The sequence below is a fragment of the Flavobacterium sp. CG_9.1 genome (assembly GCF_015751645.1).
Lineage (GTDB): Bacteria > Bacteroidota > Bacteroidia > Flavobacteriales > Flavobacteriaceae > Flavobacterium > Flavobacterium xanthum.
Window position 1 is genome coordinate 81831 of record NZ_JADOVC010000002.1, and the last position, 15275, is coordinate 97105.

Sequence of the window (15275 nt, forward strand, 5' to 3'; positions counted from 1 at the left end):
GTTTAACTGTTTTTTTGTTCACTCAATTAAGCAGTTAAATAAGACGGCAATTAAATACAAAACAATGAATGTAACCGATTATACCTATTTGATTAACAAACCCGATGCAATCCATGAAAAGCAAACGGAAGCTTTAGAAATAGTATTAAATGAATTTCCTTATTTTCAAAGTGCTAGGGCGATTCAATTAAAAGGATTGTACAATCAAAACAGTTACAGATACAATACTGCTTTAAAAAGAACAGCAGCGCATACCACGGACAGATCCATATTATTTGACTTCATCACTTCGGATACCTTTACTTCTATACATAAAAGTTTATACGATAGAAAAGCACTAGAAATTCTAGAAATCCAAGTGGTAGATAGCGAAATTCTTATTCCGGAAGGAAAATCAGAAATTAAAATAAACTCGTTAGAACACTCTATTCTGACTTCAATAAAAGAAGCTGCACCAGTAGAAACTGAAGTTTATTCAAAATCAGTTGAAGAAAAACTCGCTATTGGAAAACCATTAGACTTTTCGAAAAAGGAACAACATTCCTTTCAAGAATGGCTACAACTGTCCCGCACGGAACCTATCAATAGAGAAATTGAGGACCCTAAAAATCAACTAGCTCCTATTATAGATGCTGATAAAAGAAAAAAAATAGAATTAATAGATAAGTTTATCGAAACAAGTCCGAAAATTTCACCTGTAAAGCACGGCGTGCCTTCTACCGTTACTTTTGATCTAAATGCGGCTGATAATTCTTATTTGATGACAGAGACTTTAGCCCGTGTCTACTTGGAACAAAAAAAATATCAAAAAGCGATTCAAGCATATGAAATATTAATTTTGAAATATCCAGAAAAAAGTAGTTTCTTTGCGGACCGCATATCGGATATTAAGATTTTACAACATAATAATAATTAAACAATGAGCACATTTTCAATTTTTTTAGTTTTAATAACTATCGTTTGTTTTCTATTAATCGTAGTTATCATGGTTCAAAACCCTAAAGGTGGTGGATTATCTTCTACAATAGGTGGTTCTCAGATGTTAGGTGGCGTACAAAAAACAACTGACTTTCTAGACAAAAGCACTTGGACATTAGCAACTATACTTATTGCACTTATTCTTCTTTCAAGCTTAAGCTTTACTGGAACTTTGAGTGATACTGATTCTAAAATCATTGACAATACAACTACAACTGCACCAGTAGCCCCAATTCAAAACACACCAGCTGCAACAAATCCAGCAAAATAAAAATACATTTCCTATTTTAAAAATGCCAGCTTGTCAAAGCTGGCATTTTTTATAAGAAAATGTGTCAGTTATCATAGGCTGGCATAATTTCTGAAATCTTATTCTTTTAATATATTAAATAATACTAAAAACATAAAATCATGGCTTTAAACATCAAACCACTTTCAGACAGAGTTCTTATCGAACCAGTCGCAGCTGAGACAAAAACTGCGTCAGGGATTTTTATTCCAGATACAGCCAAAGAAAAACCACAAAAAGGAACTGTTGTGGCAGTTGGAAATGGTACAAAAGAACATACGATGACAGTGAAAATTGGAGATTCTGTACTTTACGGAAAATATGCTGGAACTGAATTGAAACTAGAAGGAAAAGATTATTTGATCATGCGTGAAGACGATATTCTTGCAATTATTTAAATTTTGTTTCAAGTTTCGGGTTTTAAGTTAGAATCCTAATCGTTGAACAAAAACAATTTTAAACATTAAACAAAAATTAAAATGGCAAAAGATATAAAATTTGATATTGAGGCACGTGACGGATTAAAACGCGGTGTAGATGCATTAGCAAATGCAGTAAAAGTAACTCTTGGACCAAAAGGTCGTAATGTAATTATTGGAAAAGCTTTTGGTGGACCAACGGTTACTAAAGATGGTGTTACTGTCGCAAAAGAAATAGAATTAAAGGATCCATTGGAAAATATGGGTGCTCAAATGGTAAAGGAAGTTGCTTCTAAAACCAATGATTTAGCTGGAGACGGAACCACAACTGCAACTGTTTTGGCGCAAGCTATAGTAAAAGAAGGTTTGAAAAACGTTGCTGCTGGAGCAAATCCTATGGATTTAAAACGTGGTATTGACAAAGCAGTTGAAGCTATTGTTGCTGATTTAGCGAAACAAGCTAAAGTAGTAGGAAGTGATTCTAAAAAAATCAAACAAATCGCCTCTATTTCAGCTAATAATGACGAAGTAATTGGAGAACTAATTGCTACTGCTTTCGCAAAAGTAGGAAAAGAAGGAGTAATCACCGTTGAAGAAGCTAAAGGAACAGATACTTATGTTGATGTTGTAGAAGGTATGCAGTTTGACAGAGGATATCTTTCTCCTTATTTTGTTACCAATTCAGAAAAAATGGAAGTAGAGTTGGAAAACCCTTACATCCTTTTGTACGATAAAAAAGTTTCTTCTCTAAAAGAGTTGTTACCGGTTTTAGAACCAGTTGCACAATCTGGAAAACCATTATTGATTATCGCTGAAGACGTAGATGGTGAAGCATTGTCTACATTAGTAGTAAACAAATTACGTGGAGCATTGAAAATCGCTGCTGTAAAAGCACCTGGTTTTGGCGATAGAAGAAAAGCTATGTTGGAGGATATCGCTATTTTAACTGGAGGAACGGTAATTTCAGAAGAAAGAGGATATACTTTGGAGAATACCACTATCGAAATGTTAGGTACGGCTAAAAAAGTGACTATCGATAAAGACAACACGACAATTGTAAGTGGTGCTGGCGAAGCAGATATAATCAAAAACCGTGTCAACCAAATCAAAGGTCAAATGGAAGCTACTACTTCTGATTATGACAAAGAAAAGTTACAAGAGCGTTTGGCTAAATTAGCTGGTGGAGTTGCTGTACTTTATGTTGGAGCTGCTTCTGAAGTGGAAATGAAAGAGAAAAAAGACAGAGTTGACGATGCACTTCACGCTACTCGCGCTGCTGTAGAAGAAGGAATTGTTGCTGGTGGTGGTGTTGCACTTTTAAGAGCTAAACTTGCACTTAGCGCAATTAAAGCAGACAATGCTGACGAAGCAACAGGAATTCAAATTGTATCTCGTGCCATTGAATCTCCATTGAGAACTATTGTTGAAAATGCAGGTCTTGAGGGTTCTGTTGTTGTTGCAAAGGTGGCTGAAGGTTCAGGAGATTTTGGATACAATGCTAAAACAGATGAATATGTAGATATGCTTGCTGCAGGAATCATAGATCCGAAGAAAGTAACTCGTGTAGCATTAGAAAATGCTGCTTCGGTGGCTGGAATGATCTTGACTACTGAATGTGCATTGATTGATATCAAAGAAGATAATGGTGGCGGAAACCCAATGGGTGGCGGTATGCCAGGAATGATGTAATATCACTTCCTTTAGATTAAAATTTAAAATAAACCAAAAATATTTAGATTTTTTAAAGAAAATGAGCTCGATTGTATTTCGGGCTCATTTTTTTTTGCCTGTACAATTAAAATTGGATTAGTGAATTAATTTCATACTTTTACTACTAAATTAGCAACTAAGACAACCTGTTTTTATGACAAAACCAAAGCATTTTTTTCTACTCGTTACTTTATTAGTTTCTTCGGTTATTTTTAGCCAGCCTAATGAAGAAACCGTCAAATCAAAGATTGGTGCTGTTCTTGAAAATTATTTTAAATTAGATAGAGAAGCAATCCATATTCATGTAAATAAATCAACATTCTTAAGCGAAGAGACTATATGGTATCAAGGATACATAGTTAATAGAAAGACTACTAAACCATTTTACACTTCCAATGTTTTTGTACTACTATTTGACGAGAATGGAAAACAACTCTCTGAAAAATTAGTATTTGCTGATAATGGTGTTTTTTCGGGTCAAATTAAACTTGACCCCAATCTGGATTCTGGAAACTATTACATACAAGTATATACTAACTGGATGAATAACTTTACAGAAAACGAATCTACTTTGGTAAAAGTAAACATAATCAATCCAGACCAAGGCATTCGCAACACAAAAAAAATAGTTAAAGAAACACTTAAAATTTACCTAAATCCAGAAGGAAAAAATCTTATTAGCGGAGTTTCAACTACCATTGGGATACAAGTAAAAGACTGCAATAATAATACACCTATAAATCTTGAAGCAACTATACAAAATAGCAAAGGAGAGGCTTTGCAAACCGTCAAATTAAATAATTTTGGCTTCGGGAAATTTTTCACAATCCCAACTACAGAAGTACTAAAAGTAGTAGTGAAATATGAAGACAAAATTATCGAAAATAATATGCCCTCTGCTAATTTAATAGGCGTAGCTATTGAAGCAAGTTCCTTCATGCTAGAAAACAAAACTACAATCAAAGTAAAAACAAATAAATCTAGTTTCAATAGTTTACAATCAAGTGGATTAAATTTAGTCATTCATCAAGACCAAAATTACATCGTTCAACCGTTAAACATTAATCCTAATGACTTAGAGCAAATAATTGTTGTCAATAATACAGATCTAAATCCAGGAATTAATACCATCAGAATAATTGATAATGAATTAAGACAATGGTCTGGAAGACAAATATACATTAGTCCCATTGCAAAAAATAATTATGATGTTATAAAAAATAACCAACAGGAAGACACTATAAAACTTGCCGCATTCTCCAATGCAGCTAATAATATGATCAGTATTTCTGTTTTACCTACAGAAACGAAAAGTATCGACGACAACAATTCTATCATTGCAGGATTGACTATCAACCCTTATATAAAGACAACTCTTCTAAATTCTAATTATTATTTAAATGATTTAAATAGATTAAAATATTACGAATTAGATTTGGCTCTACTGAATCAAGAAAGCCTAAAATATGATTGGGAATACATGAAACTGCAACCACCTACTGCAGATTATTCTTTTGACATTGGAATTAATTTAAAAGGAACAATGGCTAACCCACTTAAAAGTAAATCATTTCATAAAGTAAAACTAGTAAGCAGTAAAGAATTCATAATGGCATCAGCAGATGTCACAGAAAATGGTACTTTCGAATTCCAAAATCTACTTTTAACAGATTCTACTTATGTTAATTTATCCTTACATAAACTACCAAATTTTGAATATGTTGATGCAAAATTAGCGATACAAATTGTCAATAGAAAAAAACCCTATAATAAGGCATTTACTGGTCTTAATAAAGAGAACTGCAATTCAGAAAATGACACTATTAAAACCGTAAATCTTGATTTACCAGACTTTAAGGAAAAAATAATTCAACTTCAAGAAGTTGTATCAAAAAATAAAAAAAAACAATTAAGATATAACAAAATTCTTTCAAACAGAATGCTTCGTGGTCATAAAATTGATAGTACCAACAACTTTTCAAGTATTTTAAATTTTATAGAAGCAAATGGGTTCAAGGTAGATCGAACCATTGGCAAGATAAATATATATACTAGATTGCCTGGTGTAGCACAACTACCCACACCTATTGTTTATATTGATAATAGGCAACTCTACTTTGATTATCAAGAACTTGAATTTATAAAAATGGATGAACTTGATGAAATCTATATTAATTCTCTAGCTATAGTGCCTAGCATTAACAATAATCTTGGAATAATTAGAATTTACACCAAAAAACAACAAAATGCTTACTCCAAAAAACCAAATCCAAATTCGTTTTTTGTAAAAGATGCGTTTTCAAAAAGTAGTACTTTTCAAAATTTAGATTACGCCGGTGCTTCTAGTAATGGTTTTAATAATTTTGGCATAATTAGTTGGTTTACAAAAACAATTTCAGATTCAAATGGTAATTTCACATTTGATATTCTAGATTATAACAAAAAAAACTGCAAAATTATCATTGAAGGTATGACTACAGACGGACAAATTTTCCATGAAGAAAAGGTGGCTCAATTACAGTAAAACTAAGCAACACTAAAATGCCCCCAAATAGTTCTCTACACTAATTGGGGGCATTTTTGATTTTTAAATTAGATTTATTCTTGAACTTTCGATTTTTTACTAAACTTGTAAATTACGGGTAAAACAGTAATTCCTACTAAAGCTAATACAATTAATTCAATATGCTCTTTCAAATCAATTTGATAATTATCAAGCAAGAAACCATATAAATAATGTCCGGCAAAAATTAACGTAAAAGACCAGATGAATGAACTTAGAACATTATAGAACATAAATTTTTGTTTGTCCATGGATACAATTCCAGCTACAATAGGTGCAAAAGTTCTAAATATTGGAAGAAAACGAGCAAAGATGATTGCTTTTCCACCGTATTTTTCGAAAAAATCTTTGGATTGAACTAAGTACTTTCTCTTGAACCAAAAACTATCCTGTTTATTATACAAATAGTATCCACTTTTTGAACCAAACCAATACCCAACAACGTTTCCTAAAATTCCAGACAACGCTACAAATGTTGATAAAAGGACAACATTAAGAAAGTCATTATTAATAAATAAAATATTTTCTATTAATTCCCGGCTATAAATTCCTGCTAAAAACAACAAACTATCTCCTGGTAAAAAGAAACCCGCAAAAAGACCTGTTTCAGCAAATACAATAAATAAAACTATATAAATCCCCAACTTAATTCCATTAACATCAAAATGAATATAAAAAAGTGGGTCAATTAAATTCTTCCAATCAAAATCGTTCATTCTACGGTGTTTTATGCTAAAATTATTCGTGTGTGAAAGTACGGATAATATATCTTAACCACAATTTATGTCGCTATTTTAAAGTTTTATTAACGGTTAATACTGTAACTCAATTTTAGAAATGTACAAGAAATTTAAATTTGTAAAATACACCTACAAAATTGCCTCTTTTTTCACAAAACTACTTCTACTGACAGGCATACTTCTTTAAGCAAGCAATATCACAATTCAAATTCTTGCCCCATCAATGGAACTTTACAATCAAAACCATATTTTTCCTGTACTTTTATGCGGAGTTCATCTAATGGCTCATTTTCACCATGAACTAAAAACACTCTGGTTGGTTTATTCTCCAATTCTGACAACCAATTCAACAAATCTTTTTGATCTCCATGTGCTGACAACCCCTGTATTTCTAATATTTTTGCTTTTACCGGATAATATTGCCCATGAATTTTAATTTCTTTTGCCCCTTCGAGTAATTTTCTTCCACGTGTTCCTTCGGCTTGATACCCTACAATAATCAACGTAGTTTCCGGAAGACCAATATAATGTTCCAGATAACTCAAAACTCTTCCACCGGTAACCATTCCACTAGCAGCAATAACCACCTTAGGACGATCATCTAGTATTAACTCCATTGTTTCTTGATAATCAGAAACTAAAGAAAACATTTTACTCATTTCAGCACATTCCTCTAACGATAATTTATGCCATTTTGGATTATTGGAAAAAATATTTAGGGCATTAATACCCATTGGTGTATCAATGATATAGGGGATATTTGGAATTCTATCTTCCTCCCTGAGTTGCCATAACAAATACATGATGGTTTGGGCACGCTCTACGGCAAAACTCGGAATAATAATCGTTCCGCCTTTATTAACCGTATTATTGATATACATTTCTAGTTCTAATTTAGTGTCCGTTTTAGGATGAATCCGATTGCCATAGGTGCTTTCAAGAAAAACATAATTGGCATTATTAGGTTTAGTTGGCGGATACATCAACACATCATCATCCCGACCAATATCTCCCGAGAAAACTAATGTTTTATTTTCAAGAGTCAAAGCAATACTGCAAGCACCTAAAATATGTCCCGCATTAGTAAAAATAGCTTCAATTTCAGCATCTAAAGCGATAGGCTCCTGAATTTTGATCACTCTAAACAACGGAAAAACTTTTTCGGCTTGTTCAACTTTATAAAGTGGCTCGGCAACTTCATGTTTAGAATATTTGCCCTCATTGGCTTTACTGGCTTCTTCTTCCTGAATTTTAGCGCTATCTAAAAGGATTAATTTCGTTATGTCTTTTGTGGGACTGGTGCAATATATCTTCCCCTTAAAACCCTGATTGACTAGCCTAGGCAACCACCCACAATGATCTAAATGACCATGAGTCAACAAGACAAAATCTATGGTGGAAGGTAAAACTGGCAACGGATCCCAATTAAGCTCCCGTAGAGGTTTTAATCCTTGGAATAATCCACAATCAATCAAAATCCGAATCCCATTGCTTTCTATTAATGTTTTAGAACCAGTTACGGTTCCCGCTCCACCTATAAATTTAACTTTCATTTGATTTGAATTTAAAATTTAACACTCTCAATAATCATTTCTTCTAAATATACCTGCATAATTCTGACGCTTCTTTTAAAACGTTTTTCATCCGATTTGGACTCAATCCGATTCTATTTAAACATTCTGAATTGTTTATAATTTCTTTTACTAAAATAACATCCAAGATTAATAATTTATCTTTTTCAGCGATAGACAATGTCGTTAAGCAGGTTACGGGATAAAGGGAATTGCTATCATTCTTAGTTTTCAAATTGTTATCTTCAGGATAATTCCAACTCAACAAATTTAATCCTGAGCATTTAGCAAAAGTGATTGCGTCTGCTGTAAACCGGTTGTTGGTGACAATCCAACATTTAGAGACCATGTCTTTTCTATCAAAAATGGGATGACTCCTTTCCTTAATGTCATTAAAACGGGACAGAATATACATCGGAACTTTTACATCTGAGGCAACATCTCTACCAGCATGATACTTGCATTCAACCATGGAGATAGTTTCATTTTTTTTGACCAAAACATCTATTTCATGTGAAACACATTTTCCTTGTAAAGTCAAATTGGTAATGGTAGTATAATGTTCCGATCCAAAAAGTCGCGCAATGTATTTTTCAAAGAAAAAGCCTGCTGGACCCAGCAAGCGAATGGCTTCTCTTAGATTATAACGAGCCGCATGAGCATTAGCTCCTTTTTTTAATAATGAAAAAGCCATTTTATAGATTTGTTTCGTAGCAATTCCCTCAAACATTTGTTTTTTTATAGCATGCAAAATCGAGTCTACTTCTAGAGCACTAGCACCAGACTTTAGAAGTGATTTTTTAAGTTTATCCGGATTAAATTCGACAATATCTCCTGAATGTTTTACTATTTTCATATTGACAATAATTTGATATACAAATGCTTAAACCAATATTAAAGATAGGCAAAAAAGACTATCTATTTCCTTTTTGGTAATAAAATCCAGGAACAAACAATAATAAAAAAACAGGCTGAATCAAAAACCGACGAATATAAAAAAGAATCCAGTTATGGTTTTCACGAGTAAAGAAAATGATATAGAAAAAAGAAACAATTAGAATCATAAAAAGAAAATAATACAGAACAAAAGCAAACTTAACCATCATTACTTCTTTGAAAAGCACGTAAATAATACCTAATGAAAGGGTGGTATTTAATGTGTAACGAAATAATAATCCTAAAAACAATTGGAATGAATTGAAACTTGGCAACCTTAATTTAGCAAAATCCTTTTTGAAGAAATCTAAAAAAGGATCATAAAATAACTGATTCTCAAAAGCACGAATGAGTACTAATAATAAAACCAAAAAGAGGAATTGTACTAGTCTCAGCTTATTATTTAGTATATTTTGAAGCATATCTTGAAAATTTACGAACCCAAATTAACCACAAAATAAAAACTACACCATAAATATACAAAGGAAAAAGGACTCCATGCAAAAACGGCTCTTGTTTTGGAAAATAAAAAATCAGCGCACTTAAAGCTGCAATTCTTAAAACATTCAACACATAAATAAGTAGGCATCCGCCAAAAATAAAAAAGAAGGTTGTTTTTAGCTTTCCTGAAAAGGATATCACAAATGAAACAAACAAAATAATCACACTATTCGCATTACAGCCTTCGACAATACGAGCAACATATTTATCATTAAAAAACAACTTCATATAAGGATGTGTAGCACTTTCCTCAATGAAAGATTGATCATTAAATAATTGCAGGACCCATTGTGTATTATAACTCACCATTGTGGTAATAGCATCTATTCTATTTTCTTCAAAACCATTGAGATAGCGCTGATACAAAAAAGTCAATACTATATAGGTCAAAAAAAAAGTGCCTAGAAAAAGCAAAAACGGCTTGTAGAGAGTAAAATATTTTTTCAAAATCTATTTTTTAACAAATTTATGCAATTTTTGAAACGGGCTTTAAATACTTTTGCATAAATAAAAAGTAAAAATATGACATTTCAAGAATTACAACCAAAAGTAACCGAAATCACTTTAAATACAATACAATCTAGAGACGAAAAACTATTGTCAATTTGTCAATTGCTTAGCGACTCCATCTCGTACTACAACTGGGTTGGATTTTATTTTGCCAATCACCAAGCGAAAACATTACACCTAGGCCCTTATGTAGGAGCCGAAACGGATCATACCGTAATTCCTTTTGGAAAAGGAATTTGTGGACAAGTGGCAGTTTCAAACGAAAACTTTGTCGTGCCTGATGTTGCAGCGCAAGACAATTATATTGCTTGTAGTTTTACCGTAAAATCTGAAATTGTTGTCCCTTTATTTGTAAATGGCGAAAACATAGGACAAATAGATATTGACAGTCATGTAATAGACCCATTTACTAAAGAGGATGAAAAATTCTTGGAATTTGTTAATCAGGAAGTTGCTAAATTGTACTAAAAAACATTTTTATAATGAACAACCTCTATTTTATGAAATCTTTATTACTAAGCATACTATTAATCCCTATTGCATTACTAGCGCAGCATAACACTGAAAAAAAAATATACCTAGATTCTTTATGGAACGAGACAAAAGAAGGTAGCCATAAATATTATAGGATAATTAATTCAGATGGCACTACAAATGAGCTCTATCATATCAAAGATTACTATGAATCTGGTATTTTACAAATGGAAGGAAGTTCCAAAACAGAAGATGGATTTGAAAAAGAAGGAGAGTTTGTATTTTATTATAAAAACGGGAATAAAAAAAACAAAACAAATTATTATAAATCTAGACTATTAGGCAAGGACGAGAAGTGGCATGAAAGTGGTTTAAAAAAATCCGAAGGTGAATATTTTGAGTCAAAAGATGGTTTTTCATCCACATATGAAACAAAAAATTTTTGGAATCCAGAAGGAAAACAAACCGTTAGTAATGGAAACGGCTATTATGAGGACAAGACAGAAGATGGATTTGATTCAGGAGAAATTAAAAACGGATTAAAAGAAGGAACTTGGACAGGAACGTACAACAAAAAAATTCACTATACATGAGGAATATAATAAAGGAGAAATCATTTCTGGAGTAAGTAAAGATGAACACAACAAAGAGTACAAATACACTATGTTAGAGGTCAGACCCGAACCCTTAAAAGGAATCAAAGACTTTTATAAACACATTGGCAAAAACTTTAACGTACCTAGAGTTTATGAGAATATGAAAGGAAAAATTATAACTACTTTTGTTATTGAAAAAGATGGAGAAATTGTTGAACTAAAAAACATCAAATCAGTATTTGAAATTTTAGATCAAGAAGCCATTAGAGTAATTCGTAGTTATGGCAAATGGAAGCCAAGACTACAAAGAGGGCAAAATGTTAAAGTACTGTATTCAATACCTATTTTGTTATCTGGGGTCAAATAAAAAAGAACCAAATAAAAATAATCATGATTTATTGGCTCATATTTCACAATTATTAATTACTTTTGCACCCGTTGTATAATAGATGTATGACATACATAAAAATCATTAAACAAATATTGGAATGTATTTAACTAAAGAGATTAAAGAAGAAATCTTCGCTAAACACGGAGAAAAAACAAACACTGGAAAATCAGAAGCTCAAATTGCTTTGTTCACTTTCAGAATTAGCCATTTAACGGAGCACTTGAAAAAAAATCGTCACGATTACAATACAGAGCGTTCATTAGTATTGCTAGTAGGTAAAAGAAGGTCTTTGTTGGATTACTTGAAGAAAACAGAAATCAACAGATACCGTGAAATTATCAAAGTATTGAATATCAGAAAATAATCAATATAAAAGAGGTGCGAAAGTGCCTCTTTTTTATTTTATAATTTAGAGTCTAAAAATTCTATTTCGATCCTGACACAAAAGGGATTAGAATCAATACTCCTCCATAAAGTCTTTACCATTTCGTAAATGACAAATAAAAAAAAGTTTGGTTTTTCATTGGGTTTTAGGCATTAACTACGCAAAACAACAACTACAACACAACTAGAACCCATGTTTAACTTATAAATTAAATTTATGATTCCAAAATTATTTGTAGAAAGTATCGATTTAGGTGATGGCAGAAACATCACAATCGAGACAGGTCGTTTAGCCAAACAAGCGGATGGATCTGTAGTAGTAAGAATAGGCAAAACTGTTATTTTAGGAACAGTAGTGTCTTCAAGAAAAGCAAGTCCTGGTATCGATTTTCTTCCACTTACGGTAGATTATCGTGAAAAATTTGCTGCAGCAGGACGTTTTCCTGGTGGTTTCTTCAAAAGAGAAGCAAGACCAAGTGATAACGAAGTATTAACCATGCGTTTAGTTGACCGAGTATTGCGTCCGCTTTTCCCAGATGATTACCACGCTGAAGTTCAGGTGATGATTCAATTAATGTCTCATGACGATGATGTAATGCCAGATGCATTAGCAGGTTTAGCAGCATCAGCAGCTTTAGCACTGTCTGACATTCCTTTCGAAACATTAATATCTGAGGCTAGAGTTGGTAGAGTTGACGGAAAATTCATCATCAACCCATCACGTGCTCAATTAGAAGTATCAGATATCGATATGATGATTGGCGCCTCTATGGATTCTATTGCCATGGTAGAAGGTGAAATGAAAGAGATTTCGGAAGCAGAAATGTTGGAAGCAATCAAATTCGCACACGAACACATCAAAAATCAAATTGCTGCTCAACTGCGTTTACAAGCTGCTTTTGGTAAAAAAGAAACTCGTACTTACGAAGGAGAAAGAGAAGATGAAGCTATTTACACAAAAGTAAAAGACGCCTCTTACGATAAAATTTACGCTATTGCTAGCAAAGGTTCTTCTAAACAAGAGCGTACAGCTGCATTTGCAGAAGTAAAAGAAGAAGTAAAAACATTATTCACAGAAGAAGAATTAGCTGAAAATGGTGATTTAGTTTCTAAATATTTTTACAAAACTAACAAAGAAGCAGTTCGGAACGTAACCCTAGATTTAGGAACACGTTTAGACGGAAGAAAAACTACAGAAATTAGAGATATTTGGTGTGAAGTAGATTATCTTCCATCGGTACACGGATCTGCATTGTTTACACGTGGAGAAACTCAAGCCTTGGCAACAGCCACTTTAGGAACGTCTAGAGAAGCAAACCAAATTGATTCTCCATCTCAACAAGGAGAAGAGCGTTTTTACTTACACTATAACTTCCCTCCTTTCTCAACTGGTGAAGCTCGTCCTTTAAGAGGAACTTCAAGAAGAGAAGTTGGTCACGGAAACTTAGCGCAAAGAGCGTTGAAAAACATGATTCCTACTGATTGTCCTTACACAATCCGCGTTGTATCTGAAGTATTAGAATCTAACGGTTCTTCTTCTATGGCAACCGTTTGTGCTGGAACATTAGCATTAATGGATGCTGGTATCCAAATGATTCGTCCCGTTTCTGGAATTGCAATGGGATTAATTACTGATGGAGATCGTTATGCTGTATTGTCTGATATTCTTGGTGATGAAGATCACTTAGGCGATATGGATTTTAAAGTAACTGGAACTGCAGAAGGAATTACAGCTTGCCAAATGGACATAAAGATTGACGGATTGAAATACGAGATTATGGAAGCAGCATTGGCGCAAGCTCGTGATGGTCGTTTGCATATCCTTGGGAAATTAATCGAAACTTTAGCATCACCTAAAGAAGACGTTAAAGCATACGCTCCAAAAATTATTACAAGAAGAATTCCTAATGCGTTTATTGGCGCATTGATCGGACCTGGTGGAAAAGTGATTCAAGAATTACAAAAAACAACAGGAACGACAATTGTTATCAATGAAGATCCAACTACGGAAGAAGGAGTTATCGAAATTTTAGGAACTGATCCTGCTGGAATTGAAGCTGTATTGGCTAAAATCAAATCCATCACTTTCAAACCTCAAATGAATGAGTCTTACGAAGTGAAAGTAATCAAAATGTTAGATTTTGGTGCGGTGGTAGAATACCTAGAAGCTCCAGGAAATGAAGTATTGCTTCACGTATCTGAGCTTGCATGGGAACGCACAGAAAATGTTTCTGACGTTGTGAACATGGGCGATGTTTTCCAAGTAAAATACTTAGGTATGGATCCGAAAACAAGAAAAGAAAAAGTGTCAAGAAAAGCACTTATGCCAAGACCTCCACGAGAGGAAAGAAGAGAGTAATCAGATCTTAGTTTACTAAAGGTTTATTTATAGAAAGCCCCAATTCATGTATTTGAATTGGGGTTTTCGATTTTTATAATGCCGCCGCTTGCTGGAGATTTCACTTTAAAAATTAAAATACAATGTTTCAGTAGAGCACAAATTATTATATTTACACTTCTAACTTGTAAAATATGTTTACCAAAGAATTTAAAAAAGCGATACAAGAGTTACCCAGCGCGGAAAAGGATAAATTAATTTTCAGGCTGCTAAAAAGAGATTTAGATCTTGCCAACAGGCTCCATTTTGAACTGGTAGATACAGAAACGGTCGAGGATAAAAGGATTGCCTTTGAAAAATTGATGCTTAATAAAATCAATCATTTTACGGAGCGGTTTTATTCTGTTGGGTATTTACTTCAAGACACCCGTTATGTTAGCGGTGATATAAGTGAACACGTAAAAATCACTAAAGACAAGTTTGGCGAAATAAGCTTGAATATAAAAATGCTAAACCACCTCCTACTGCTCAACAATGAAAGAATCCAAAGCCAAAGTTATGCAAAGGCTTACACGATGTGTATCTATGTAATTGCAAGAGCTTTTAAAATTTTGATCTTGATAAAAGCAATTGACGAAGATTATTTTTTAGATTTCAAAGAAGATTTGGAAAAGCTTGGAGTGTTAATAGGTAACAATTCTTTATTAATGAAAACTGCTATTCATAATGGCTTAGACGTAAACTGGCTAATAAATGGTGAAATTCCTGAAAATATTGTTGCCTATCATAAAAATATTAGACAACAAGGATATTTAAAATAAGTATTTTGGTTGCCAGCTAAGATATCCATATATCTAGATTTTTAAAATTATAAA

General features: G+C 32.9%; 16 protein-coding genes. 11 read left to right on the top strand and 5 right to left on the bottom strand.

Going from position 1 to position 15275, the window contains the following annotated elements:
• Positions 1–64 precede the first annotated feature (64 nt).
• The 5 genes from IWX83_RS01555 (at position 65) to IWX83_RS01575 (ending at position 5920) form a co-directional block, all read left to right on the top strand.
• Positions 65–916 carry a tetratricopeptide repeat protein gene (locus IWX83_RS01555; RefSeq protein ID WP_073352717.1) on the top strand — a complete coding sequence of 284 codons (852 nt, stop codon included), beginning with the start codon at positions 65–67 and terminating at the stop codon, positions 914–916.
• A 3-nt stretch (positions 917–919) separates the two neighbouring features.
• A complete protein-coding gene (gene secG / locus IWX83_RS01560) occupies positions 920–1249 on the top strand; it encodes a preprotein translocase subunit SecG (RefSeq protein ID WP_073352718.1) in 330 nt (109 codons plus the stop codon).
• Positions 1250–1389: 140 nt separating this feature from the next.
• A complete protein-coding gene (gene groES, locus IWX83_RS01565; protein ID WP_007137725.1) occupies positions 1390–1665 on the top strand; it encodes a co-chaperone GroES in 276 nt (91 codons plus the stop codon).
• Positions 1666–1746: 81 nt separating this feature from the next.
• Positions 1747–3375, top strand: coding sequence for a chaperonin GroEL (gene groL / locus IWX83_RS01570; protein ID WP_196827174.1), 1629 nt, complete (start codon positions 1747–1749; stop codon positions 3373–3375).
• Between the two features lie 175 nt (positions 3376–3550).
• On the top strand, positions 3551–5920 hold the full coding sequence (locus tag IWX83_RS01575) for a hypothetical protein (protein ID WP_196827176.1): 2370 nt from the start codon (positions 3551–3553) through the stop codon (positions 5918–5920).
• 74 nt (positions 5921–5994) lie between these two features.
• On the opposite strand, the gene IWX83_RS01580 is transcribed toward IWX83_RS01575, so the two are convergent.
• From IWX83_RS01580 to xrtF, 5 genes are all read right to left on the bottom strand, one after another.
• Positions 5995–6675: a DedA family protein gene (locus IWX83_RS01580; protein WP_073352721.1), complete on the bottom strand. Its 681-nt coding sequence runs from the start codon at positions 6673–6675 to the stop codon at positions 5995–5997.
• Positions 6676–6896: 221 nt separating this feature from the next.
• Entirely contained in the window at positions 6897–8252 is a 1356-nt protein-coding gene (locus tag IWX83_RS01585; protein WP_196827178.1) for an MBL fold metallo-hydrolase RNA specificity domain-containing protein, read from the bottom strand.
• A gap of 43 nt (positions 8253–8295) precedes the next feature.
• The gene (locus IWX83_RS01590; protein ID WP_196827180.1) at positions 8296–9126 is read right to left on the bottom strand and encodes a restriction endonuclease; all 831 of its coding nucleotides are present in this window, start codon (positions 9124–9126) and stop codon (positions 8296–8298) included.
• A 58-nt stretch (positions 9127–9184) separates the two neighbouring features.
• Positions 9185–9628: an exosortase F system-associated protein gene (locus IWX83_RS01595; RefSeq protein ID WP_196827182.1), complete on the bottom strand. Its 444-nt coding sequence runs from the start codon at positions 9626–9628 to the stop codon at positions 9185–9187.
• Positions 9606–10154, bottom strand: a complete 549-nt coding sequence (xrtF, locus tag IWX83_RS01600; RefSeq protein ID WP_196827184.1) for an exosortase family protein XrtF — start codon at positions 10152–10154, stop codon at positions 9606–9608. The genes IWX83_RS01595 and xrtF overlap by 23 nt, the downstream gene beginning before the upstream one ends.
• A gap of 75 nt (positions 10155–10229) precedes the next feature.
• Here xrtF and IWX83_RS01605 point away from each other — a divergent pair, with 75 nt between their 5' ends.
• The 6 genes from IWX83_RS01605 (at position 10230) to IWX83_RS01630 (ending at position 15221) form a co-directional block, all read left to right on the top strand.
• Positions 10230–10685, top strand: coding sequence for a GAF domain-containing protein (locus tag IWX83_RS01605; protein ID WP_196827186.1), 456 nt, complete (start codon positions 10230–10232; stop codon positions 10683–10685).
• Positions 10686–10717: 32 nt separating this feature from the next.
• The gene (locus IWX83_RS01610) at positions 10718–11284 is read left to right on the top strand and encodes a hypothetical protein (protein WP_196827188.1); all 567 of its coding nucleotides are present in this window, start codon (positions 10718–10720) and stop codon (positions 11282–11284) included.
• Positions 11285–11354: 70 nt separating this feature from the next.
• Positions 11355–11654, top strand: coding sequence for an energy transducer TonB (locus IWX83_RS01615; RefSeq protein WP_196827190.1), 300 nt, complete (start codon positions 11355–11357; stop codon positions 11652–11654).
• A gap of 121 nt (positions 11655–11775) precedes the next feature.
• Positions 11776–12042 carry a 30S ribosomal protein S15 gene (gene rpsO, locus IWX83_RS01620; protein ID WP_066079886.1) on the top strand — a complete coding sequence of 89 codons (267 nt, stop codon included), beginning with the start codon at positions 11776–11778 and terminating at the stop codon, positions 12040–12042.
• 237 nt (positions 12043–12279) lie between these two features.
• Positions 12280–14421, top strand: a complete 2142-nt coding sequence (locus IWX83_RS01625; RefSeq protein WP_196827192.1) for a polyribonucleotide nucleotidyltransferase — start codon at positions 12280–12282, stop codon at positions 14419–14421.
• Positions 14422–14594: 173 nt separating this feature from the next.
• A complete protein-coding gene (locus IWX83_RS01630) occupies positions 14595–15221 on the top strand; it encodes a hypothetical protein (protein ID WP_196827194.1) in 627 nt (208 codons plus the stop codon).
• Positions 15222–15275 lie beyond the last annotated feature (54 nt).